Genomic DNA, 21721 nt, shown 5'->3' with positions numbered 1-21721 from the left:
CTACCCTCACCTGACATGCCCCTTGCCTCGATTCCCAGCCCTTCCCAAGGGGTCTGGTATCTCGGATTCGTGCCGATCCGGGCCTACGCCCTGTGCATCGTGCTCGGTGTCATCTTCGCCGTCTGGCTGAGCGAGCGCCGCTGGCGCGCCCGTGGTGGCCAGAAGGGCACGATCATCGACATCTCGGTGCCGGCGGTGATCTTCGGGCTCATCGGCGGACGCCTTTACCACGTCATCACCGACTGGCAGACCTACTTCGGCGCCCGCGCGATCAAGCCGGCCTACAAGGCCCTGTTCATCTGGGAAGGCGGGCTGGGCATCTGGGGCGCGATCGCGCTCGGCGGTGTCGGCGTCTGGCTCGCCTGCCGCAAGCGGGGCCTGTCCCTCAGCGCGGTGGCCGACACGGTGGCGCCCGGCATCGCCTTCGCGCAGGCGATCGGGCGCTGGGGCAACTGGTTCAACCAGGAGCTGTACGGCGGGCCGACCACGCTGCCGTGGGGGCTGGAGATCGACCAGATGCACGGGGGCGAGCCGGGGGTGCTCTACCACCCGACGTTCCTGTACGAGTCGATCTGGGATCTTCTGCTGGGCTTCGCCCTGCTCTGGGCGGGCAAGCGGTTCGCGCTGCACCATGGGCGGTTGTTCGCCCTCTATGTGGCCGGCTACACGCTCGGGCGGTTCTGGATCGAGGGCCTGCGGATCGACCCCGTCGGCGGGGTCGACCACGCGGTGACGTTCCTGAGCCTGCGGCTGAACCAGTGGACCTCGATCGTGGTGTTCATCGGGGCGCTGATCTACTTCTGGGCGACCCGGAACAAGGACAGCGAGGAGTTCATCCTCCCGGCCGTCGATCGCGCGGCCGCAGGCGATCCGGACGGCCCTGATCCGGCCCACGGGGCCGACCAGGCCGACCAGGCCGACTCGGCTGACGGCGCCGCCGCCGCTTCGGTGGTTGGAGATACGGACGACACCCCTGAGGCCGTCACGACGGATTCTCCGGACCCTGAGGTCGTCAAGGCCGATTCTCCGGACCCTGAGGTCGCGCCGTCGGAGTCCGCGTCCGTGCAGGAGGCCTCTGCGGACGTTTCGGAGCCTGCGGACGTACGCGCGGAGTCCCCGGCGGCGGACGAGGAGTCCGCAGGCGATGACGGAGCGGTCGCGGCGCAGAAGGAGACCCCCGAAGCCGTTCAACAGGAGAAGAACTCGCGATGAGCGAGGGCGCGGAGCAGCACCACCGGCACCGTGACGTCACCGGCGGCTGGCTGCGGCCGTCGGTGTTCGGGGCGATGGACGGACTGGTGTCCAACTTCGCGCTCATCGCCGGTGTCGCGGGCGGCACCGCCAACACCAAGGTCATCGCCCTCGCGGGCATCGCGGGGCTGGCGGCCGGCGCCTTCTCGATGGCCGGCGGCGAGTACGTCTCGGTGGCCAGCCAGCGCGAGCTGGCCCTGGCCGAGATCGCCGTCGAGCGCGGCGAGCTCGAACGCCACCCCGAGGCCGAGCAGGAAGAGCTCGCCCAGGTCTTCGTCAACCGGGGCGTGACGCCGGAGCTGGCCGCCGAGGTGGCCCGGCAGATCTCCGAGAACCCCGCCCAGGCCCTGGAGGTCCACGCCCAGAGCGAGCTCGGCGTTGACCCGCACGACCTGCCCTCGCCCAAGGTGGCGGCGGGCTCGTCGTTCCTGTCCTTCGGTGTGGGCGCGTTCCTGCCGCTGGTGCCGTACCTGCTCGGTGTGACGAGCCTGTGGGTGTCGGCGATCCTCTCGTGCCTGGCGCTGTTCGGGGCGGGCGCGCTGGTCTCCAGGGTGACCGCGCGTTCCTGGCTCTACTCCGGGCTGCGGCAGCTCATCGTCGGCGTGGTTGCGGCCGGGCTCACGTTCGGGCTCGGCAACCTGATCGGGGGTAGTGGTCTGTGACGGCCCCCAGAACGGCGACCCGCAAGCGCCGGCGCCCCCCACCCTCCGACTGGGAATTCCCCCTGCTCAGCCATTTGGGACTCCAGCCCAGGCAGCAGAAGCTCATCGTGATCATCTCGTCGGTGGTGGGTCTGCTGGCCGTGGCGTTCGCGCTGGTCGTCGTCATATCTTCGCTGGGCGAATACACACCTGAGCAGCGGGAAGGCTCCGCCATCGTGGTGGGCGACTCGACATTGCCGGAGGTCTACCACAGCTGGGCCTCGCCCAAGCTGTTCCAGCCGATCGCCGACCGGGCCAAGGACCGCGCGCCGCTCACCGAGAAGGAGGTGTTCGGGCAGAAGACGCTCACCGGGGAGAAGAAGCTCACGCTCAAGCTCGCCGGCAGCAAGCTCGACGCCGACTGCTCGGCCGCCGTCTGGGGCGAGCAACTCCTCGAACTGGTCACCGACGGCGAGTGCACCCAGGCGGCCCGCGGTGTCTACGCCAGCGCCGACGGCCGCTACATCGGCCAGTACACCCTGCTCAACCTGCGCGACGGCAAGGCCGCCAGTGAGTTGGTCGACTCGCTCAAGACCCTCTACCGGGGTGGCTGGTCACGCCCGCTCGGCACCGGCAAGACCGCCTTCCCGCCGGGCGGCTACACCGAGGGCGGCGGCTACGCCCTGGGCCACTACGTCGGGCTGGTCTGGATCGGCCGGGCCGACGGCGCCGACCCGACGACGAAGGACGACCTCGTCTCGTTGTCACTGACGCTCAGGGGGGCCGAGAAGGCCGTCTACCGCCGGGTCGTCTCGATCACCGGGCCGGCGTCGTGATGCGGGCCCGCGTCGCGATCCCGCTGGGCGCCGCCGTGCTGGCGGTGCTCGCCGTAGGGAGCTGGCTGCTGTTCCTGCGGCCCCAGCCTCGGCCGGCCACCTTCCGCGGTGAGCCGACCTCGGCGCTCTACTCGCTCATCGACTCCCGGCAGCGCGACGCGGCTCCGCTGACCGTGGGGGAGGTGTTCACGCCCGCCACGGAGACACTCGGCCCCTTGCGCCGCGAGTCGGCGGAGCAGCTCGCGGACTGCGACGACGCGCTCTGGGGCGCTTCGGCGGCGGGTTGCACGCAGGCGCTGCGGGCGACGTACGCGGGCGGTTCGGGGGCGGGACAGTTCGTCATCTTCAACCTCACCGACGGGCGGGCGGCGAACGCGCTGGTGAAGGCGCTCGCCAAGGACGGCTTCGTACGGCAGGCGGTTCCGTTCGACGCCGAGCACAGCCGCGCGCAGGCGCGGGCGCTCGGCCACTACGTCACGGTCGCCTGGGCGGGGCCGGTGCGGCCGGGGGAGGCGGGGGATCTGATGTCGCAGCTCCTGGCCCTCGACGGGCTCGGCCACATCATCCAGAAACGCGTGGTCGCGGCGACCTGACGCTCCCAGGTCTGACGCGCGCAGGTCTGCACGTCGGGGTCTTGGCGTCCAGAGGTCTGGCGCGAAGGTCTGACGTCCAGGAGGTCTGACGTCCAGGGGTCTGGCGCGTCCAGGGGTCCGACGCGCGCGGGCCTGACGTTCAGGGGTCTGGCGTGTGAGGGTCCGTCGTCCGCGTGACCGAGGTGCGTGCGGGCTGGGGTCAGGCGGTTTTGGACAGGGCCGTGACCGTGGCGGAGACCGTGGTGGGGAGGTCGGCGAGGCGGTGCAGGGGGGTCTCCAGCGGGGTGACGCCCTCGGCCCACGGCGCCGCCTGCCGGATCAGGGAGCGGGCGTCGTTCTTGGTGAGTGTGCTGCCCTGGGAACGGGCCACCGCGATGAGCCCTTCGCGCCAGGTGTTGGCCAGCTTGCCGTGCCCGTTGTCGAGGATCCGCCGTAGCACCGCGGCCTCGTCACCGATCGACTGCGGGAGGCGTACCGCGTCCAGGACGCCGCCGTCGGACGTCAGCTCGTAGACGGGCCTCAGGGCGTCCGGGAGGGAAGGCGGGGCGGACAGCAGGACCCGCACCCTGGCCGCGCGCGTGGCCAGCAGGACGCGGGGGAGCGCCGCCTCGAGGCCGGCGGGCAGTGCGATCGCGACCCGTTCCACCGCGGCGGCGTAGGGCTTGGCCAGCCAGGTGGACAGCTTCACCCGCGGCTGCGGCAACTCCTTCGGCCAGTCGCCCACCAGCAGGTCGGCCTCGAACGCCGCGCCAGGCCCGTCGTCGGCCGCCGGGGAGCCGGTGGACTCGATCGACTGGGGGCCCTGGGTGTAGATGGCGGTGGTCAGGCGGTCGAGGCGGGCGGTGACGGCGGGGCGGGTCTTGGTGGTGGGACGCAGGATGTAGAGGTCGGCGGCGGAGCCGATGGCTTCCGCCCCAAAATAACGGTTGAAATCTGGGTAAATAGCTTCATACGCGAGGTTGAGCGCGGAGAGGGAGTCCTGCACCTTCAGGGCGAGCATCGGGGTGCGCTCGCTCGCCCCGTACGCCAGCAGGACCCGCCCGTCGTCCTTCAGCCCCTCGACCGCGCGCGCCACGAACAGCCCGACCCCCTCCGGCGTGTACGGCGGGTCGGTGATGGCCAGGTCGTGGCCGCGGGCCGACGGCGGCAACGACAGCCGCAGGTCGGCCCACCGAGTCTGTACGCCCAGCTCCTGGGCGTCGAGGTAGGCCAGGATGCGCTCGTCCACGTCGACCACCGTGACGTCGGTCTCGGGGTGGACCAGCTTGACGGCCAGCGAGGTGAGGTCGTGGTCGCCCACGCACAGCAGCTTCGCGCCCCGCAGCCAGAAGCGGGCGCCGAGCAGCAACGCCCTGCGCAGCACGGTCTCCGGGGTGGCGGCCACGTGGTCCAGCGCGTGGCGGGCGCGTGGCGCCTCGTCGATGAGGCGGCGCAGCCTCTCCAGCACCGGCGCGTAGTGGGGGAGCAGGTGGGCCACCGGATCCTCCGGCGGCGGGGCCATGGCCAGCAGGTCCTGGAAGTCGGGAGTGTGCGCGAGCGGCACCCGGAACCTGTCGACGGAGCGTTCCGGCGAGACCTCGCGCAGCAGCGCCTCGATCGTCCGCCGGGACGTGGCCGTCTCCCTGACCAGGTCGGACAGGGTCCACCACTGCCCGTCGCAGAGGAGGGTCAGCGCGTGCCGCAGCCGCCTGCCGTCGACTCCGGCCTCGTCGAGCAGGCGTTCCACCCCGTCACGGTCCATGGCCCAACCCTATCGAGGGAATTCCGGGCCCCTGGTCCGGTGTTTGGGACATAGCAGTCCGGATGTCGGGATTGTCGCCAATGTTCGCAATGCGGACCAGGCGGGAACTATTCCGGCAGGGTGTTGTAACCTCTACGCACACGCAGCAGGGCCAACGTCGTCCCCGCCTGTAGAGCAGTTCTTGACAGACGATGACGACGGGAGGGATTCAATGCCTGCTGCCCACCTCGGGTTCCCCGAGCCCCAGGGCCTCTACCACCCCGCCAACGAGCATGATGCCTGCGGTGTCGCCATGGTGGCCGACGTCGCCGGCCGACGCGGGCACGGGATCGTGGTGAAGGCGCTGACGGCGCTGTGCAATCTAGATCACCGGGGGGCCAAGGGTAGCGAGCCTGACACAGGCGACGGAGCCGGGATCTTGACTCAGATCCCGGACACCTTCTTTCGCACGAACGTTGGCTTCGCGCTGCCCGCGGCCGGCCACTACGCGGTCGGCATGGCCTTCCTGCCGTTCGACGGCGAGGCGCGCGACATCGCCTTCCGCATGATCGAGGAGATCGCCGCCGAGGAAGGCCTGAACGTCCTGGGCTGGCGCGAGGTGCCGGTCGACCGTGCGCTGCCCGGGCCGAGCGCCAGGGCCGTCATGCCGCACTTCACGCAGCTGTTCGTGGCGAGCCCCAACGGTGAGTCGGGGCTGGAGCTGGACCGGCTGGCGTACTGCCTGCGCAAGCGGGCCGAGCACGAGGTGGACGTCTACTTCCCCTCGCTGAGCGCCCGTACGATCGTCTACAAGGGCATGCTCACCCCCGACCAGGTCGAGCCGTTCTTCCCCGACCTGTCGGACGAGCGCTACGAGACCGCGATCGCGCTGGTGCACTCGCGCTTCTCCACCAACACCTTCCCCAGCTGGCCGCTGGCCCACCCGTACCGTTACATCGCCCACAACGGCGAGATCAACACGGTCAAGGGCAACCGCAACTGGATGCGGGCCCGCGAGGCGATGCTCGAATCCGCCCAGATCCCGGGCGACATGTCGCGACTTTTCCCGATCTGCGACCCAGACGGCAGCGACACGGCATCCTTCGACGAGGCCCTGGAGCTGCTGCACATCGGCGGCCGGAGCCTGCCCCACGCCGTGCTGATGATGATCCCCGAGGCGTGGGAGAACCACACCGAGATGGATCCCGCGCGGCGGGCCTTCTACGAGTTCCACTCCTCGATGATGGAGGCGTGGGACGGCCCCGCGTCGATCACCTTCACCGACGGCACGCTGGCCGGAGCGGTGCTCGACCGCAACGGCCTGCGCCCGGGCCGCTTCTGGGTGACCGCCGACGGTCTGGTCGTGCTGGCCTCCGAGGCGGGCGTGCTCGACTTCAAGCCCGAGGACGTGGTGCGCAAGGGCCGCCTGCAGCCGGGCCGGATGTTCCTCATCGACACCGCCCGCGGCAAGATCATCGAGGACGACGAGATCAAGGCCGAGCTCGCGGCCGCCCTGCCGTACGAGGACTGGCTGCACGCCGGCCTGGTCCGCTTCGAGGAGCTGCCGGCGCGGCAGCGGGAGATCCCCACGCACGAGGCGCTCGTCAAGCGGCAGCAGACCTTCGGCTACACCGAGGAGGAGCTGCGCATCATCCTGGCGCCGATGGCCAGGGTCGGTGCCGAGCCGATCGGCTCCATGGGCACCGACACGCCCGTCGCGGTGCTCAGCGAGAAGCCCAGGCTGCTGTTCGACTATTTCACGCAGCTGTTCGCGCAGGTCACGAACCCGCCGCTGGACGCCATCCGCGAGGAACTGGTGACCTCGCTGGCCAGCGTGCTCGGGCCGGAGGGCAACCTGCTCGACCCCGGGCCCACCTCGTGCCGTCAGCTCGTCCTGCCGTACCCGGTGATCGACAACGACGAGCTCGCGAAGATCATCCACATCAACGACGAGCACGACCTGCCCGGCTTCCACCCGCACGTGATCTCCGGCCTGTACGAGGTGGCGGGCGGCGGCGCGGCGCTGCTGCAGCGCCTGGAGGAGATCCGCGCCGAGGCGTCGGAGGCGATCGCCAACGGCGCCCGCATCATCGTGCTGTCGGACCGCGGCTCGTCCGACACGCTGGCGCCGATCCCGTCGCTCCTGCTGACGGGAGCGGTCCACCACCACCTGATCCAGGAGAAGACCCGCACCAAGATCGGTCTCGTCGTCGAGACCGGCGAGGCGCGCGAGTGCCACCACATGGCGCTGCTCATCGGCTACGGCGCGGGCGCGGTCAACCCGTACCTGGCCATCGAGACCGTCGAGGACCTGGTCGACACCGGGGCGCTCAAGGTCGACAAGCACAAGGCCGTACGGAACCTCATCAAGGCCTACGGCAAGGGCGTCATCAAGGTGATGTCCAAGATGGGCGTCTCCACCGTGGCCTCCTACACCGGTGCGCAGATCTTCGAGGCGCTCGGCCTGAGCCAGGAGGTCGTCGACGCCTGCTTCACCGGCACCACCTCGCGGCTCGGCGGCGTCGGCTTCGACGTGCTGGCCGAAGAGGCCGCCCGGCGGCACTCCCACGCCTATCCCAGGGTGGCGAACGCGCACCGCGGGCTCCAGATCGGCGGCGAGTACCAGTGGCGGCGCGAGGGCGAGCCGCACCTGTTCAACCCCGAGACGGTCTTCAAGCTGCAGCATGCCACCCGCACGCGCCGCTACGAGATCTTCAAGGAGTACACGGGCCTGGTGGACTCGCAGGCCGAGCGGCTGATGACGCTGCGCGGGCTGTTCAAGCTGAAGGAAGGGCGGACCCCGGTCCCGATCGACGAGGTCGAGCCGGTCTCCGAGATCGTCAAGCGGTTCTCCACCGGCGCCATGTCGTACGGCTCGATCTCGATGGAGGCGCACGAGACGCTCGCCATCGCGATGAACCGGCTGGGTGGCAAGTCCAACACCGGCGAGGGCGGCGAGGACCCGGAGCGCCTGCACGACGCGACGCGGCGCAGCGCCATCAAGCAGGTGGCGTCGGGCCGGTTCGGCGTGACGAGCGAATACCTGGTCAACGCCGCGGACCTGCAGATCAAGATGGCCCAGGGCGCCAAGCCCGGTGAGGGCGGCCAGCTGCCCGGTCACAAGGTCTACCCGTGGATCGCCAAGACCCGGCACTCCACGCCCGGTGTCGGCCTCATCTCGCCGCCGCCGCACCATGACATCTACTCGATCGAGGACCTGGCCCAGCTCATCCACGACCTGAAGAACTCCAACCCCGAGTCGCGCGTGCACGTCAAGCTCGTGGCCGAGGTCGGGGTCGGCACGGTCGCGGCAGGCGTGTCCAAGGCGCACGCCGACGTGGTGCTCATCTCCGGGCACGACGGCGGCACCGGAGCCTCGCCGCTCACGTCGCTGAAGCACGCGGGCGCGCCGTGGGAGCTCGGCCTGGCGGAGACGCAGCAGACGCTGCTGCTCAACGGGCTGCGCGACCGCATCGTGGTGCAGGTGGACGGCCAGCTCAAGACCGGACGCGACGTGGTCATCGCGGCGCTGCTCGGCGCCGAGGAGTACGGCTTCGCCACCGCTCCGCTGGTCGTGTCCGGCTGCGTGATGATGCGGGTCTGCCACCTCGACACCTGCCCGGTGGGCGTCGCCACGCAGAACCCCGAGCTGCGCAAGCGCTTCACCGGCAAGCCCGAGTTCGTGGTGAACTTCTTCGAGTTCATCGCCGAGGAGATCCGCGAGTACCTCGCCGAGCTGGGCTTCCGCTCGCTCGACGAGGCGATCGGGCATGTCGAGCTGCTCGACATGACGGCCGCCGAGGACCACTGGAAGGCCAGCGGCCTCGACCTGTCGCCGATCCTGCACCAGCCCGAGCTGCCGGCGGGCACCCCGCTGCGCCGCACGGTGGAGCAGGACCACGGGCTGCAGCACGCGCTCGACAACACGCTGATCCAGCTCGCCGAAGGCGCCCTGAACAACGGCACCCCGGTCACGCTGGAACTGCCGATCCGCAACGTGAACCGGACCGTCGGCACCATGCTCGGCTACCAGGTCACCAAGCGGTACGCCGGCGCGGGCCTGCCCGAGAACACGATCGACATCGGCTTCACCGGCTCGGCGGGCAACTCCTTCGGGGCGTTCCTGCCGCGTGGCATCACGCTGCGGCTGACCGGTGACGCCAACGACTACCTGGGCAAGGGCCTCTCCGGCGGGCGCATCACGCTGCGGCCGCACGAGGAGGCCCCGCTCGACGGTCACATCATCTCCGGAAATGTCGCCCTCTACGGCGCCACGTCCGGTGAGGCGTTCATCCGCGGCGTCGTCGGCGAGCGCTTCTGCGTCCGCAACTCCGGCGCCACCGCGGTCGTCGAAGGCGTCGGCGACCACGGCTGCGAGTACATGACCGGCGGCAAGGCGGTCGTCCTCGGCCCGACGGGACGCAACTTCGCGGCGGGCATGTCCGGCGGTGTCGCCTACCTGCTCGACCTCAACCTGGTGCGGGTCAACCGCGAGATGGTCGCCATCGAGGAGCTCACCGAAGAGGACGGCGAGTTCCTGCGCGAGACGGTCGAGAAGCACTTCGCCGAGACGGGCTCGCCGATCGCCAAGGAGCTGCTCGCCGACTGGCAGACGGCGCTCGCCCGGTTCGGCAAGATCATGCCGACCGACTACAAGCGGGCCATGGCGGCGGCCGAGGCCGCCCGCATCGAAGGCCGGGACATCGACGAGGCGGTCATGGCCGCCGCGGTTCAGGGTTAAGGGAGGCGTAACCGATGGCTGACCCCAAGGGTTTTCTCACGCACGACCGGGAGCTGCCCGCGCGCCGCCCCATCGACGTCCGCATCGGCGACTGGCGGGAGGTCTACCAGGACTTCTCCCAGGACAAGCTGACCAAGCAGGCGGCTCGCTGCATGGACTGCGGCATCCCGTTCTGCCACAACGGGTGTCCGCTCGGGAACCTCATCCCCGAGTGGAACGACCTCGTCTACCGCACCGACTGGCGGGAGGCGATCGAGCGGCTGCACGCCACGAACAACTTCCCGGAGTTCACCGGCCGGCTCTGCCCGGCTCCGTGTGAGGCGGCGTGCGTGCTCGGCATCAACTCCGACCCGGTGGCGATCAAGCGGGTCGAGGTCGAGATCATCGACCGCGCGTTCGACGAGGGCTGGGTGACCCCGCAACCGGCCCTGGTCAAGACGGGGAAGAAGGTCGCGGTCGTCGGCTCGGGTCCCGCCGGGCTGGCCGCGGCTCAGCAGCTCACCCGGGCGGGTCACGACGTGGTGGTGTTCGAGCGCGCGGACCGCATCGGCGGCCTGCTGCGTTACGGCATCCCCGAGTTCAAGATGGAGAAGCGCCACATCGAGCGGCGCCTGGACCAGATGCGGGCCGAAGGCACCGAGTTCCGCACCGGGGTGAACGTCGGCGTCGACATCACGGCGTCGCAACTTCGTGCGGAGTTCGACGCGGTGGTGCTGGCGGGCGGGGCCACGCAGTGGCGCGACCTGCCGATCACCGGGCGCGAGCTGGGCGGCGTCTACCAGGCGATGGAGTACCTGCCCCTGTCGAACAAGGTGCAGGAGGGCGACCTCGACGAGTCCCCGATCTCGGCCAAGGGCAAGCACGTCGTGGTCATCGGCGGCGGCGACACCGGGGCCGACTGCATCGGCACCGCGATCCGGCAGGGGGCCGAGTCGGTCACCCAGCTGGAGATCATGCCGCGGCCGCCGGTCCTCCGGGCCGGCAACCAGCCGTGGCCGACGTTCCCCATCCTGTTCAAGATGGAGAGCGCGCACGAGGAGCTGGAGGACGGCGGGGGCGCGCGGGTGTACGCGGTCTCGACGACCGAGTTCGTCGGCGACGAGTCCGGAAATATCCGCGCATTGCGGCTGGTCGAGGTCGAGGGGCCGCAGCACGGCTTCAAGCCGATCCCGGGCACCGAGCGGGAGATCCCGGCCGAGCTCGTCACGCTCTCGATGGGCTTCCTCGGCCCGGAGAAGGGCGCGCTGCTGGAAGACCTCGCCGATCTCGGCGCGGACGGCTTCTACGACGCCCGGGGCAATGTGGCTCGCGACAAGTCGTACATGTCCAACGTCGAGGGGGTGTTCGTGGCCGGTGACATGGGCCGCGGGCAGTCGCTGATCGTCTGGGCGATCGCCGAAGGCCGCGCGGCCGCCTCCGGAGTGGACCGCTTCCTCTCCGGCGAAACCTCGCTGCCGTACCCGATCCTTCCGACAGCTCGGCCGCTCGTCTGATCCGTTCGTTCTACCGCGTCCGTTCCTTGACGCGTCCGTTTCAAAAGCGCCCGTCCGGCTCGTCCGGGCGGGCGCTTCTTTTTCAACCCGCTTCTCTTTTACGGCCAGCCCGGTGGACCCCACCCGCCATACGTGGCCGGGCTCCGTCCAGGGCACGCTCCTGCGGTTTACGGGGCCGGGCGCCGTGACGTGCGTACTCTTGGCCATGCCTGCTCTTTTGCACAACCCGCAAGGATTGCACTTTGTGTAGCTGTTGCAGACTGTGCAAGTCTTGCGTAGAGTGCACGGTATGGAGAGTCCGCAGGAGCGGCGGGAACGGCGTCGGCGTGAGAAGCGGCAGGCCATCCGGAGGGCCGCCGTCCGGATCGCGCTCGACGGTGGGCCCGAGGCCGCGACGGTGGAGGTCATCAGCGCGGCGGCCGACATTTCGCCGCGCACGTTCTTCAACTACTTCGCCTCGAAGGAAGAGGCGCTCGTCATGGAGCCCGTCTGGCAGCCCGAAGAGGTGGTGGAGCTGCTCCAGGCCCGACCCGACGACGAGCCGGTCTTCCAGTCACTGAAAGCGGTCTCGAAGGAGCTCGGCGTCCGGAAGCGGCCGGTGTGGGAGGAGATGCAGCCGTTCATTGAGCTGCACAACCGCTATCCGGAGCTGTCCGCCAAGGTCAGGGCCGTCGACCAGTCGAAGGTCATGGAGAAGACCCTCGACATCGTCAGGCGGCGGCCGGGCGTCACCAGTGGGCTGCACGCCAGGCTGCTGGTCATCGGGTCGTTCGGGGCGATGATCTCGGCCATCCAGGAGTCGCTGGACGCGGGCGAGCCGGTCGAAGAGCTGCTCGACGAGGCGTTCACGCTGCTCGAACGCGGACTCTGACCCGCACATAGCCCACATACACAATCCACAGAGAGCGGCGACCGGGGTGGCACCCCCGATCGCCGCCGATTCCTCCTGCCCTCGCGAAAGAAGCAAGGAGTCGATCCATGCTATCGACAACCGTCCCGGAGTCCCCACCACAACGGAACCTTTGGATCAGTATGGGCTCGCTCATGCTGATCATGTTCCTGGCGGCCATCGACCAGACGGTCGTGGCGACCGCCATGCCCACCATCGTGGGCGAGCTCCACGGCCTGGCGAACCTGTCCTGGCTGGTCACGGCGTTCGCCCTGACCGCGGGCATCGTCACGCCCCTCTACGGCAAGCTCAGCGACATGTACGGCCGCCGGCGCCTCTACCTGTCGGCCATCGTGCTGTTCCTCATCGGCTCCGCGCTGTGCGGGATCGCGCAGTCCATGACGCAGCTCATCCTGTTCCGGGCCTTCCAGGGCGTCGGAGCGGGCGGGCTCATGGTGCTGACCATGGCGATCTCGGCCGACATCGCCACACCGCGCGAACGGGCCAGGTTCCAGGGCATCTTCGGCGCCGTCTTCGGCGTGGCCTCGATCGCCGGGCCGATCATCGGTGGCTACCTCACCGAGCACGTCTCGTGGCGGTGGATCTTCTACATCAACCTGCCGCTCGGCGCCGTCGCGCTGGCCGTGGCCTTCGCCGTGCTGCGGCTGCCGCGCCGCACGTCGCCGCACCGGGTGGACTGGCTCGGGGCCGCGCTGATCTCCGGCGTTCTCACCTGCCTGACCCTGCTCGCCTCCTGGGCCGGCACCTCCTACGCCTGGTCCTCGCCCCTCATCATCGGGCTCGGCGCGGGGGCGGTGCTGCTGACCGTGCTGTTCGTGCTGGTCGAGCGGACCGCGGCGGAGCCGGTGCTGCCGTTGCGGCTGTTCCGCGACCGGACGTTCACGCTCGGGGCGGCGGCGGTGACGCTGCTGGCCACGGCCATGCTGGGCGCGGCCACATTCCTGCCGCTGTTCCTGCAGCTCGCCACCGGCGCGACCGCGTCGAACTCCGGGCTGCTGCTGCTCCCGCTGATGATCGGGATGATCGTCTCGTCGACCTTCGTCGGGCAGTTCGTCACCAGGTTCGGCACGTACAAGTGGTTCATCGTCACGGGCACGCTGCTCGCGGCCGTCGCGGCGGCGCTGTTCTCGACCATGGACCTCAGTACGAGCACGTTCGCCTCCAGCGCGTACATGGTGCTGTTCGGCGCCGGGCTCGGCATGGTGCTGCAGAACCTGCTCCTGGCCGTGCAGACGACCACGCCCGCGGCCGACAGGGGAGCGGCCACCTCGGCGGTCACCTTCGCGCGCGGCATCGGCGGGGCTGTGGGAGTCTCGGTGCTGGGCGCCGTGTTCAGCGGCCGGTTAGGGGCGGGGCAGGCGTCGGTCACGCCCGAGGCCATCCAGGCCCTGCCGGAGGCGGCGCGGCACGCCACTCAGGTCGCGTTCTCTGGGGCGGTCACCGGGGTGTTCGCCTGGCTGGTGCCGATCCTGCTGCTCGGCGCGGGGCTGCTCGTGGCGCTGAAGAACGTTCGCCTGGCTCAGCACAGTTCATAGAGCTGACCAATTTTGCCCAACAACGGACGAAATTTTGCGACAAAGTTGCATCTGGCGACTTAGGTCGGGAAGATGCATTTTCTGGGGTGACGTGGTGGATGGGGGAATAATGAGGCGATTCGCCTCGGGTCTCATGGCTTTGGCGGTCGCAGCCTCGCTCGCGTCATGCGCGCCTTCCGCGGCTGCTCCCATGGCGGGGCCGGATGCCGGGCCGGACAAGGAGTACCTCGTCTTCTATGCCGACGGGCGGGCGCGTGCGGCGCTCGCCGCCGTCGAGCACGCGGGTGGCCACATCGTCACCACCGACACCAAGCTCGGCTACGTGCTGGCCAAGGGCGGCGGCGACGCGTTCGTCGACGCCCTGGGCTCGGACCAGTCCGTCGTCGGCGTCACGACCGACCGCGAGATCGGCTTCGCGACCACGCCCGCCGCCGGCGCCCTAAGCACAGCGGGCGCGCTCGCGTCCGGTGTCCGGGGCTCGCTGGTGCCGCGGGCGTTCCCCGACGCGTCGGCCATGAGGGGCGTCGTGGGAGAGCCGCTCGCCGGCCGCCAGTGGGACATGAAGATGATCGGCGCCGACCGCGCCAACAAGAAGGCGCCCGGCACCAAGAAGGTGCTCGTCGGCGTCATCGACACCGGCATCGACGGCAAGCACCCCGACATCGCCCCGAACTTCAACCGCGCCCTCAGCCGCAACTTCGTCACCGACAAGCCGAAGGACGAGAACGGCGACACCCTCGACGGCCCCTGCGAGGTGGCGAGCTGCAAGGACCCGGTCGACGAGGACGACGAGGGCCACGGCACCCATGTGGCCAGCACGATCGGCTCCCCGCTGAACCACATCGGCATCGCGGGCGTGGCGCCGGGTGTGCAGCTGGTCAACATCAGGGCGGGGCAGGACTCCGGGTTCTTCTTCCTCAAGCCCAGCCTCGACGCGCTCACGTACGCGGCCGACATCGGCGTGGACGTGGTGAACATGAGCTACTACGTCGACCCGTGGCTGTTCAACTGCGCCCACAACAAGGCCGACAGCAAGAAGCAGCAGCTGCAGCAGCGCGCGATCATCACCGGCATGCAGCGGGCACTCGACTACGCCCGCAACAAGGGCGTCACGCTCATCTCCGCGCTCGGCAACGGCTCCACCGACCTGGGCAAGCCCAAGGTCGACTCGAGCAGCCCCGGCTACCCGCGCGGCGACGAGAAGACCCGCAAGGTCGACAACTCCTGCCTCAACGTGCCCGCCGAGTCCAAGGGCGTGATCTCGGTCTCCGCGGTGGGCCCGTCCGGCCGCAAGGCCAGTTACAGCGACTACGGGATCGAGCAGAACGACCTGGCCGCACCCGGCGGCGACGCGTCGGAGGGCAAGGGCTCCTCGGCCACCAGATCGATCCTGGCCGCCGCACCCGAGTCCGTGCTCCGGAGTACCGGGATGCTCGACAAGTCGGGCAAGCCGAAGAGCGCCACGGTCGTCCGTTCCTGCGCCGGCGGGACCTGCTCCTACTACCAGTACCTCGACGGCACCTCGATGGCGGCCCCGCACGCGACCGGTGTCGCCGCGATCCTGATCAGCCGCTTCGGCAAGCCCGGCAAGGGCGGTCTGACGCTCGCCCCGGCCACGGTCGAGAAGCTCCTGTACAAGACCGCCGACCGCAGGGCGTGCCCGTCGCCCCGCACGTACACCTACGAGGTCTTCGGCGAGAGTGACAAGCAGACCTGCCAGGGCGGCAAGTCCAAGAACGGTTTCTACGGCCACGGCATCGTCGACGCCTGGAAGGCGGCTACCGTCAAGCCATGATGTATCGCCTCATCGCGGATGCCGCGATGGTGGTGCACTTCGCCTTTCTGGCCTACATGGCCGTGGGCGGTTATGTCGCGTGGCGCTGGCGGCGCACGATCTGGGTCCATCTGGCGGTCGTCACCTGGGGTCTGATCTCGCTGGGCACAGGTGTAGAGTGCCCGCTTACGGTCGTAGAGGATTGGGGGCGCCGCGGCGCCGGCCTCCAGGGCCTCCCACCCACCGGCTTCATCGACCACTACATCGAAGGCGTGATCTACCCGGAGGAATACGCGAACTTGGCGCGCCTGGGGGTTGCCATTCTCGTGTTGTTCTCTTACGTCGGGTACGTTCTGCGTCGTCAATGACAGCCAAGTGGTCTGTACCAATTAAGGTAGGACTCGTGACTCGTCGCGCGAAAATAGTCTGCACCCTAGGTCCCGCCACGTCCTCCCCTGAACGCCTGCGCGAGCTGATCGCCGCCGGCATGGACGTGGCCCGGTTCAACCTCAGTCATGGCGACCATGACATGCACCGAGAGGTATACGACCGCGTCAGGGAGGTGGCGGCCGACCTCGGCCGCGGTGTAGGCGTGCTCGCCGACCTGCAGGGGCCCAAGATCCGCGTCGGCAGGTTCGAGGAAGGCCCGGTCCGGCTCGGTTTCGGCGACGTCTTCACGATCACCACCGAAGACGTGCCGGGTGACCGGGAGCAGGTCTCGACCACCTACAAGGGCCTGCCGGGTGACGTACGCCCCGGCGACACCATCCTGGTGGACGACGGCCGCCTCGTCCTGGAGGCCACCGCCGTCGAGGGCGACCGCGTCATCACGCGGGTCGTCATCGGTGGCATGATCTCCGACAACAAGGGCCTCAACCTGCCGGGCATCAACGTCAGCGCACCGGCGCTCACCGACAAGGACGAGGCCGACCTGCGCTGGGCACTGCGCACCGGCTTCGACATGATCGCCCTGTCCTTCGTCCGGCGTCCGTCCGACGCCGACGTGGTGCGCAACATCATGGAGCAGGAGGCCGTCCGGCTCCCGCTGCTCGCCAAGATCGAGAAGCCGCAGGCGGTCGACCGCCTGCCCGAGATCGTCGAGGCGTTCGACGGCATCATGGTCGCCCGCGGTGACCTGGGCGTCGAGCTGCCGCTGGAGCAGGTGCCGATCGTCCAGCGGCGCATCATCGAGCTCTGCCGCGAGAAGGCCCGCCCGGTCATCGTCGCCACGCAGATGCTCGACTCGATGATGAGCGCGCCCCGCCCCACCCGCGCCGAGGCGTCCGACGTCGCCTACGCGGTCATGGACGGCGCCGACGCGGTCATGCTCTCGGGCGAGACCTCGGTGGGCAACTACCCCATCGAGTCGGTCTCCACCATGGACCGCATCGCCCGCGCGGCGGAGGAGCACTCGCTGCACGCCACCCACTCGCTGGAGCGCCTGCCGGAGACGACGGGCGGCGCCATCGCCCGCGCCGCCGCCGAGGTCGGCGCGATCGTCGGCGCCAAGGCGCTGATCGCGTTCACGATGTCCGGCGAGACGGCCCGCCGCCTGGCCCGCTACCGCTCCCCGATCCCGCTGCTGGCCTTCACCTCGGCGCCGCACGTGCGGGGGCAGCTGTCGCTGACGTGGGGGGTGGAGACGTTCCACGTGCCGTTCGTCCATCACACGGACGACATGGTGCGCCAGGTGGAGGCGTCGCTGCTGACGCTGGGCCGCCTGGAGAAGGGCGACAAGGTAGTGATCGTGGCAGGCTCCCCTCCCGGCACCCCGGGCTCCACCAACGCCCTCCGCGTCCACACGATCGGCTCGGCGGTCTCCCACCATTAATTGGTCAAAAACCTTTTAAGCATATTTTACGGCCAGCCCGGGAGGACCCACCCTGGGTGATCGGCTGAGGGCCCTCCAGGGGAACGCTCCTCCGCCTCACCGGCTTGCCGCCGCGACGTGCGTATTCTTGGCCGTCTCCGTGGGCAGTGCGTGCCGGTGGGTGAGTGGATCGCGGTGCCGAGTGGGTGCGCTCGTCATGGTGTCCGGACCTGTCCGCTGGGGGAGTGTGCCCGGCGGGCAGGTCCTCTGACGTGCTGTCCACTGGGGCCTGTCCGCTGGAGGAGTGTGCCCGGGGGGAGGTCCTCTGACGTTCTGGCCGCTAGGGAGTGCCGCTGAGGACAGAGCCGCTGAGATCGTGTCCACCGGCACCGGCCGGCCGAGGGCCGCCGACCAGTAAGCGACCGACTTCAGCGACGCCCAGGTCCTGCTTCACCGACGCCCAGGTCCTGCTTCACCGACGCTCCGGTCGGAGTGAGCCCCTAAGTGGGTCTCTGGTCTTCGCAGCGGATGGGATCGCGCACTTGGCCGACCATACGGAAGCCATGGCCGACCATGCGCACGTCACGGCGGCCAGCCGTCTCCACCGGAGGAGCGTGTCCCTGGACAGGGCTCAGCCCCGTGCGGGGGGTGGGGCTCACCGGGCTGGCCGTAATAGATGAAAGACGCGGTGCGGCGCCGTCTCCACTGGAGGAGAACGGGCTGGCCGTAACAGATCTTGAGTTAGTTGGCGTGGAGCGCGGCGTTGAGCTCCACCGGGCCGCCGGCGCGGGGAGCGGCTTCCACGGCGCCCGTCTGGGAGTTGCGGCGGAACAGGAGGCCGTTCGTGCCGGACAGGGACTTGGCCTTGACGATGCGGCCGTCCGGGAGGGCGACCTTGGTGCCGGCCGTGATGTAGAGGCCGGCCTCCACCACGCAGTCGTCGCCCAGCGAGATGCCGATGCCCGCGTTCGCGCCCAGCAGGCAGCGTTCGCCGATGGAGATGACCTCTTTGCCGCCGCCCGAGAGCGTGCCCATGATCGAGGCGCCGCCGCCCACGTCGGAGCCGTCGCCGACGAGCACGCCCGCCGAGACGCGGCCCTCCACCATCGAGGCGCCCAGCGTGCCGGCGTTGAAGTTCACGAAGCCCTCGTGCATCACCGTGGTGCCGGTGGCCAGGTGGGCGCCGAGGCGTACCCGGTCGGCGTCGGCGATCCGGACGCCGGTCGGCAGCACGTAGTCGACCATCCGCGGGAACTTGTCCACCCCATACACCGTCACCGCGCCCCTGGCCCGCAACCTCAGCCTGGCCTGCTCGAACCCCTCCACCGGGCACGGCCCGAAGTTGGTCCACACGACGTTGGCCAGCAGGGAGAACAGGTTGTCGAGACTCAGCCCGTGCGGCCTGACCAGGCGGGCGGAGAGCAGGTGCAGCCTGAGGTAGGCGTCGTGCGCGTCCGCCGGCGGCTCGGAGAGCTTGGCGATGCCGGTGCGCACGGCCACCACCTCGACGCCCCTGGCCGGGTCGCGCCCCACCAGCGAGGCCAGCTCACCGGCCTCCTCGGCGGAAAGCCGCTCGGTGCCCGTCACGGGCGGGTCGCCCAGTTGCGGGGCGGGGAACCAGGTGTCAAGTACGGTGCCGTCAGTGGCGATGGTCGCGAGCCCGATGGCGTGCGCGCCGGTCACGGTGGGATCGATAGCTGTCACAGGCACAAACTATCGTCATCCAGACTGACCCCTGAGCCCCGAGCCCTCCGTGTCACCACCGGCCCGCCGAGGCGCGGGCGCGCCACCCGGTCCTCGCCCCTCCAACCGGACGGCATCACATAGGTCACGCGTGCCGTGTCGGTCACGTGGTCCCCGGCGTGTGGTCGGTCACCTGATCCCCGGCACGGCCGCGGGCCGCCGTGCCACAGCTCCGGCTGCGACGTCCGCGGCGGTGCGGACGAAGGCGGCCAGGGCCGGAGAGCGGGTCTGTTCGGGCCAGGCCAGGACGACCGTGGTGGGGGCGGCGTCGACGACGGGGACGCAGGCCAGATCGCGGCGTACTTGCTCCTTGGCCGACTCGGGGACGACGGCGATCAGCCTGCCGAGGGCGACGAGCTGCATGATCTGAGCGGCATCACCCGCCCGCAGCCCCGAAGCGACGTGCGGCTCGAACCCGCCCACGAACTGGGACGCGACAGGTGATTCAGAGGTGCGGGGAACGGGCCAGCGCGGGGTTGGTTCGGCGTCCAGGTCGGCGAGGTGGACGAACGGCCGGGCCGCCAGCGGGTGCCGAGCCGGGACGACGGCCACTCCGCCCTCCACCAGCAGCGGCTCCGTGTCGAACCCCGTCAGGTCCTCCCAAGGGCTGTGCAGGAACGCCACGTCCGCCGTGCCGTCACGCAGCAGCCGGGCCCGCTCCGCCACCCCGCACAGCACCACCTCCACCGGCAGCGCGTCCGGGCACTCCTGGTAGGCGGCCAGGAGGTCCGGGAGCAGCGCGCCGTCGCCGCCCGGCTTCAGGGCCACCACGAGCCGCGCCTCGGTCAGCCCCGCCCTGCGGGTGCGGTGTTCGGCCGCCGCCACCGCGTCCAGGGCCTTGGCGGCCTCCCTGGCCAGCACCTCGCCCGCCGGGGTGAGCGCCACCCGGTGTCCCGAGCGGTCGAAGAGGAGTACGCCGAGCCGCCGTTCGAGCTTCTGGATCGCCCTCGACAGCGGCGGCTGCGCGATCCCCAGCCGTTCGGCCGCCCGGCCGAAGTGCAGCTCCTCGGCGACGGCGGCGAAATAGGCCAGCTCACGCGTCTCCATACCCGTAGGGTATCGAGCCTGACCCAGGTGGTGTTGGCCCGGTGACGGCCGGCGGTGGTGTGCTCGGGGAATGACCGCAACGACGATCGCCCTGGTGACCGGGGCGAACAAGGGCATAGGTTTCGAGGTCGCCGCTCAACTGGCGGCCAGCGGCATGACCGTGCTGCTCGCCGCCCGCGACGCTCAGCGCGGCGAGGCGGCCGCCGCCCGGCTGCGCGCCGCCGGCGCCGACGTTCACCCGCTCGTCCTCGATGTCACCGACCCCGTCGCCATCCAGTCGGCCGCCGCCCACGTGGCCGACCGCTACGGGCACCTGGACGTGCTCGTCAACAACGCCGGTATCTCCGGCCACCGAGCCGGCGAGGCGCCCAGCACCACCCGGCCCGAGCTGGTGCGCGAGGTGTTCGAGACGAACGTCGTCGGTGTGCTCATGGTGACGAACGCGTTCCTGCCCCTGCTCAGGCGCGCAGCCGCCGCCCGCATCGTGAACGTGTCCAGCGGTGTCGGCTCCCTGACCCACCACACGACCCCAGATCACTACATGTCAGGACTCCCGGCCTTGGCCGGGTATCCACCGTCCAAGACGGCGCTCAACGCGCTGACCATCCAGTACGCCAAGGAGCTCGGCAAAGACGGCATCCTGGTCAACGCCGCGGCTCCCGGAGCCTGCGCCACGGACTTCACCAAGGATCTCGGGCTGAGCATCACTCGTACGGCGGCCGACGGGGCGGCCGTTATCGTCAGATTGGCCACCCTGGGTCCTGATGGGCCCACGGGGGGATTCTTCGACGATGACGGGACAGTGCCTTGGTAGACATCATCGAGCTCAACCGGCGATCCGTGCAGGCGACCGTGGACCTGGTGGCGACCATCAAGCCCGCCGACCTGGACCGGCAGACCCCGTGCGCCGGCTGGGCGGTGCGCGATCTGCTCGCCCACCAGATCGTGCAGAACCACGGCTTCGCATTCGCCGCCTCGGGGGAGCGGTCCGGGCTGGAGATGTGGGAGCCGCGGCCGGTGGGGGACGACCCGGTGGAGGAGTACGCGGCGTCGGCGCGAGCGGTGATGGCTGCCTTCGCCGTGGAGGGCGTGCTCGATCGCAGGTTCTACCTGCCTGAGATCCGTGACGGCGGTCCGTTCCCCGCGAAGCTGGCGATCGGGTTCCACTTCGTCGACTGCGTGGTGCATGACTGGGACTTCGCCAAGGCGCTCGGCGTCCCCGCGAACGTGGACGAGGACCTGGCCGAGGCCGCGCTGCCGGTGGCCGCCCGAGTGCCCGACACGCCGGAGACGCGTGGGGAGGGCAAGGCGTTCGTGAGCGGGGTGGCGGCGGCGGACGACGCTCCGGCCCTGGACCGGGTGGTGGCACTCCTCGGCCGCCAACCTGCCTGGTCGCCAAGCTGAGGCCGCTCGCCGGCGTGGTCGTTGCGCTGAGGCCCCTCGTCGGCGGTGACGGTCAGGCACGGCTCTGATCGGAGGAGGCCCGCAGCGGGGCGATCTCCTCGGGGTGAGACAGGGCGTTGTCGGCCACGAGCACGCCGCCCTGCCGCAGCACCCCGGCCACCAGGAGGGGTACTCGACGCGTTCGGCGTCGAGGAAGAGCAGGTCGACCGCGCCGTCCGGCATG

The 21721-nt window shown here is 70.0% G+C and carries 16 protein-coding genes; 13 read left to right on the top strand and 3 right to left on the bottom strand.

Translation table 11 applies throughout. The features are described from left to right. Window positions 1-15: 15 nt before the first annotated feature. From lgt to ACGFNP_RS08750, 4 genes are read left to right on the top strand one after another with little or no spacing between them, the layout of a single operon-like run. Entirely contained in the window at window positions 16-1212 is a 1197-nt protein-coding gene (gene lgt, locus ACGFNP_RS08765) for a prolipoprotein diacylglyceryl transferase (protein ID WP_393316347.1), read from the top strand. Continuing rightward, on the top strand, window positions 1209-1913 hold the full coding sequence (locus ACGFNP_RS08760; RefSeq protein ID WP_358318611.1) for a VIT1/CCC1 transporter family protein: 705 nt from the start codon (window positions 1209-1211) through the stop codon (window positions 1911-1913). Before lgt ends, ACGFNP_RS08760 begins: the two co-directional genes overlap by 4 nt. Continuing rightward, a complete protein-coding gene (locus ACGFNP_RS08755) occupies window positions 1910-2728 on the top strand; it encodes a hypothetical protein (protein ID WP_358318612.1) in 819 nt (272 codons plus the stop codon). Before ACGFNP_RS08760 ends, ACGFNP_RS08755 begins: the two co-directional genes overlap by 4 nt. Continuing rightward, window positions 2728-3321, top strand: a complete 594-nt coding sequence (locus ACGFNP_RS08750) for a hypothetical protein (RefSeq protein ID WP_393316342.1) — start codon at window positions 2728-2730, stop codon at window positions 3319-3321. Before ACGFNP_RS08755 ends, ACGFNP_RS08750 begins: the two co-directional genes overlap by 1 nt. A 199-nt stretch (window positions 3322-3520) precedes the next feature. On the opposite strand, the gene ACGFNP_RS08745 is transcribed toward ACGFNP_RS08750, so the two are convergent. Further along, window positions 3521-5062, bottom strand: a complete 1542-nt coding sequence (locus ACGFNP_RS08745; RefSeq protein WP_393316339.1) for a bis-aminopropyl spermidine synthase family protein — start codon at window positions 5060-5062, stop codon at window positions 3521-3523. 211 nt (window positions 5063-5273) lie between these two features. Here ACGFNP_RS08745 and gltB point away from each other — a divergent pair, with 211 nt between their 5' ends. The 7 genes from gltB (at window position 5274) to pyk (ending at window position 17325) form a co-directional block, all read left to right on the top strand. Then, on the top strand, window positions 5274-9782 hold the full coding sequence (gene gltB / locus ACGFNP_RS08740; protein WP_393316336.1) for a glutamate synthase large subunit: 4509 nt from the start codon (window positions 5274-5276) through the stop codon (window positions 9780-9782). A 14-nt stretch (window positions 9783-9796) separates the two neighbouring features. Next, complete coding sequence (locus ACGFNP_RS08735) at window positions 9797-11275, top strand: glutamate synthase subunit beta (protein ID WP_393316333.1); 1479 nt, start codon at window positions 9797-9799, stop codon at window positions 11273-11275. 289 nt (window positions 11276-11564) lie between these two features. Then, complete coding sequence (locus tag ACGFNP_RS08730; protein ID WP_393316330.1) at window positions 11565-12146, top strand: TetR/AcrR family transcriptional regulator; 582 nt, start codon at window positions 11565-11567, stop codon at window positions 12144-12146. Between the two features lie 173 nt (window positions 12147-12319). Further along, window positions 12320-13720, top strand: a complete 1401-nt coding sequence (locus tag ACGFNP_RS08725) for an MDR family MFS transporter (protein WP_358318618.1) — start codon at window positions 12320-12322, stop codon at window positions 13718-13720. Window positions 13721-13910: 190 nt separating this feature from the next. Beyond that, window positions 13911-15515 (top strand): S8 family serine peptidase, encoded by a 1605-nt coding sequence (locus ACGFNP_RS08720; protein WP_393316327.1) that lies wholly within the window; start codon window positions 13911-13913, stop codon window positions 15513-15515. Continuing rightward, complete coding sequence (locus tag ACGFNP_RS08715) at window positions 15512-15862, top strand: DUF2784 domain-containing protein (RefSeq protein WP_358318620.1); 351 nt, start codon at window positions 15512-15514, stop codon at window positions 15860-15862. Before ACGFNP_RS08720 ends, ACGFNP_RS08715 begins: the two co-directional genes overlap by 4 nt. 35 nt (window positions 15863-15897) lie before the next feature. After that, window positions 15898-17325, top strand: coding sequence for a pyruvate kinase (gene pyk, locus ACGFNP_RS08710; RefSeq protein ID WP_219533618.1), 1428 nt, complete (start codon window positions 15898-15900; stop codon window positions 17323-17325). A 720-nt stretch (window positions 17326-18045) separates the two neighbouring features. Here the strand turns inward: pyk and dapD are convergent. Beyond that, window positions 18046-19008, bottom strand: a complete 963-nt coding sequence (gene dapD, locus ACGFNP_RS08705) for a 2,3,4,5-tetrahydropyridine-2,6-dicarboxylate N-succinyltransferase (RefSeq protein ID WP_358318621.1) — start codon at window positions 19006-19008, stop codon at window positions 18046-18048. 168 nt (window positions 19009-19176) lie between these two features. Next, on the bottom strand, window positions 19177-20094 hold the full coding sequence (locus ACGFNP_RS08700) for a LysR family transcriptional regulator (RefSeq protein ID WP_393316323.1): 918 nt from the start codon (window positions 20092-20094) through the stop codon (window positions 19177-19179). 70 nt (window positions 20095-20164) lie between these two features. On the opposite strand from ACGFNP_RS08700, the gene ACGFNP_RS08695 reads away from it, so the two are divergent. Together ACGFNP_RS08695 and ACGFNP_RS08690 are read left to right on the top strand one after the other, a co-directional pair. Further along, window positions 20165-20908, top strand: coding sequence for an SDR family NAD(P)-dependent oxidoreductase (locus tag ACGFNP_RS08695; protein ID WP_393316320.1), 744 nt, complete (start codon window positions 20165-20167; stop codon window positions 20906-20908). Then, window positions 20902-21498 carry a TIGR03086 family metal-binding protein gene (locus ACGFNP_RS08690; RefSeq protein ID WP_358318624.1) on the top strand — a complete coding sequence of 199 codons (597 nt, stop codon included), beginning with the start codon at window positions 20902-20904 and terminating at the stop codon, window positions 21496-21498. The genes ACGFNP_RS08695 and ACGFNP_RS08690 overlap by 7 nt, the downstream gene beginning before the upstream one ends. The last annotated feature ends 223 nt before the right edge of the window (window positions 21499-21721 follow it).

Origin of the sequence: Nonomuraea sp. NPDC049269 (assembly GCF_043197155.1) — a bacterium.
In the GTDB taxonomy this organism is placed as follows: Bacteria; Actinomycetota; Actinomycetes; order Streptosporangiales; family Streptosporangiaceae; genus Nonomuraea.
Note: the sequence above shows the minus strand (reverse complement) of the source record. Positions and strands in the feature narration are given on the sequence as shown.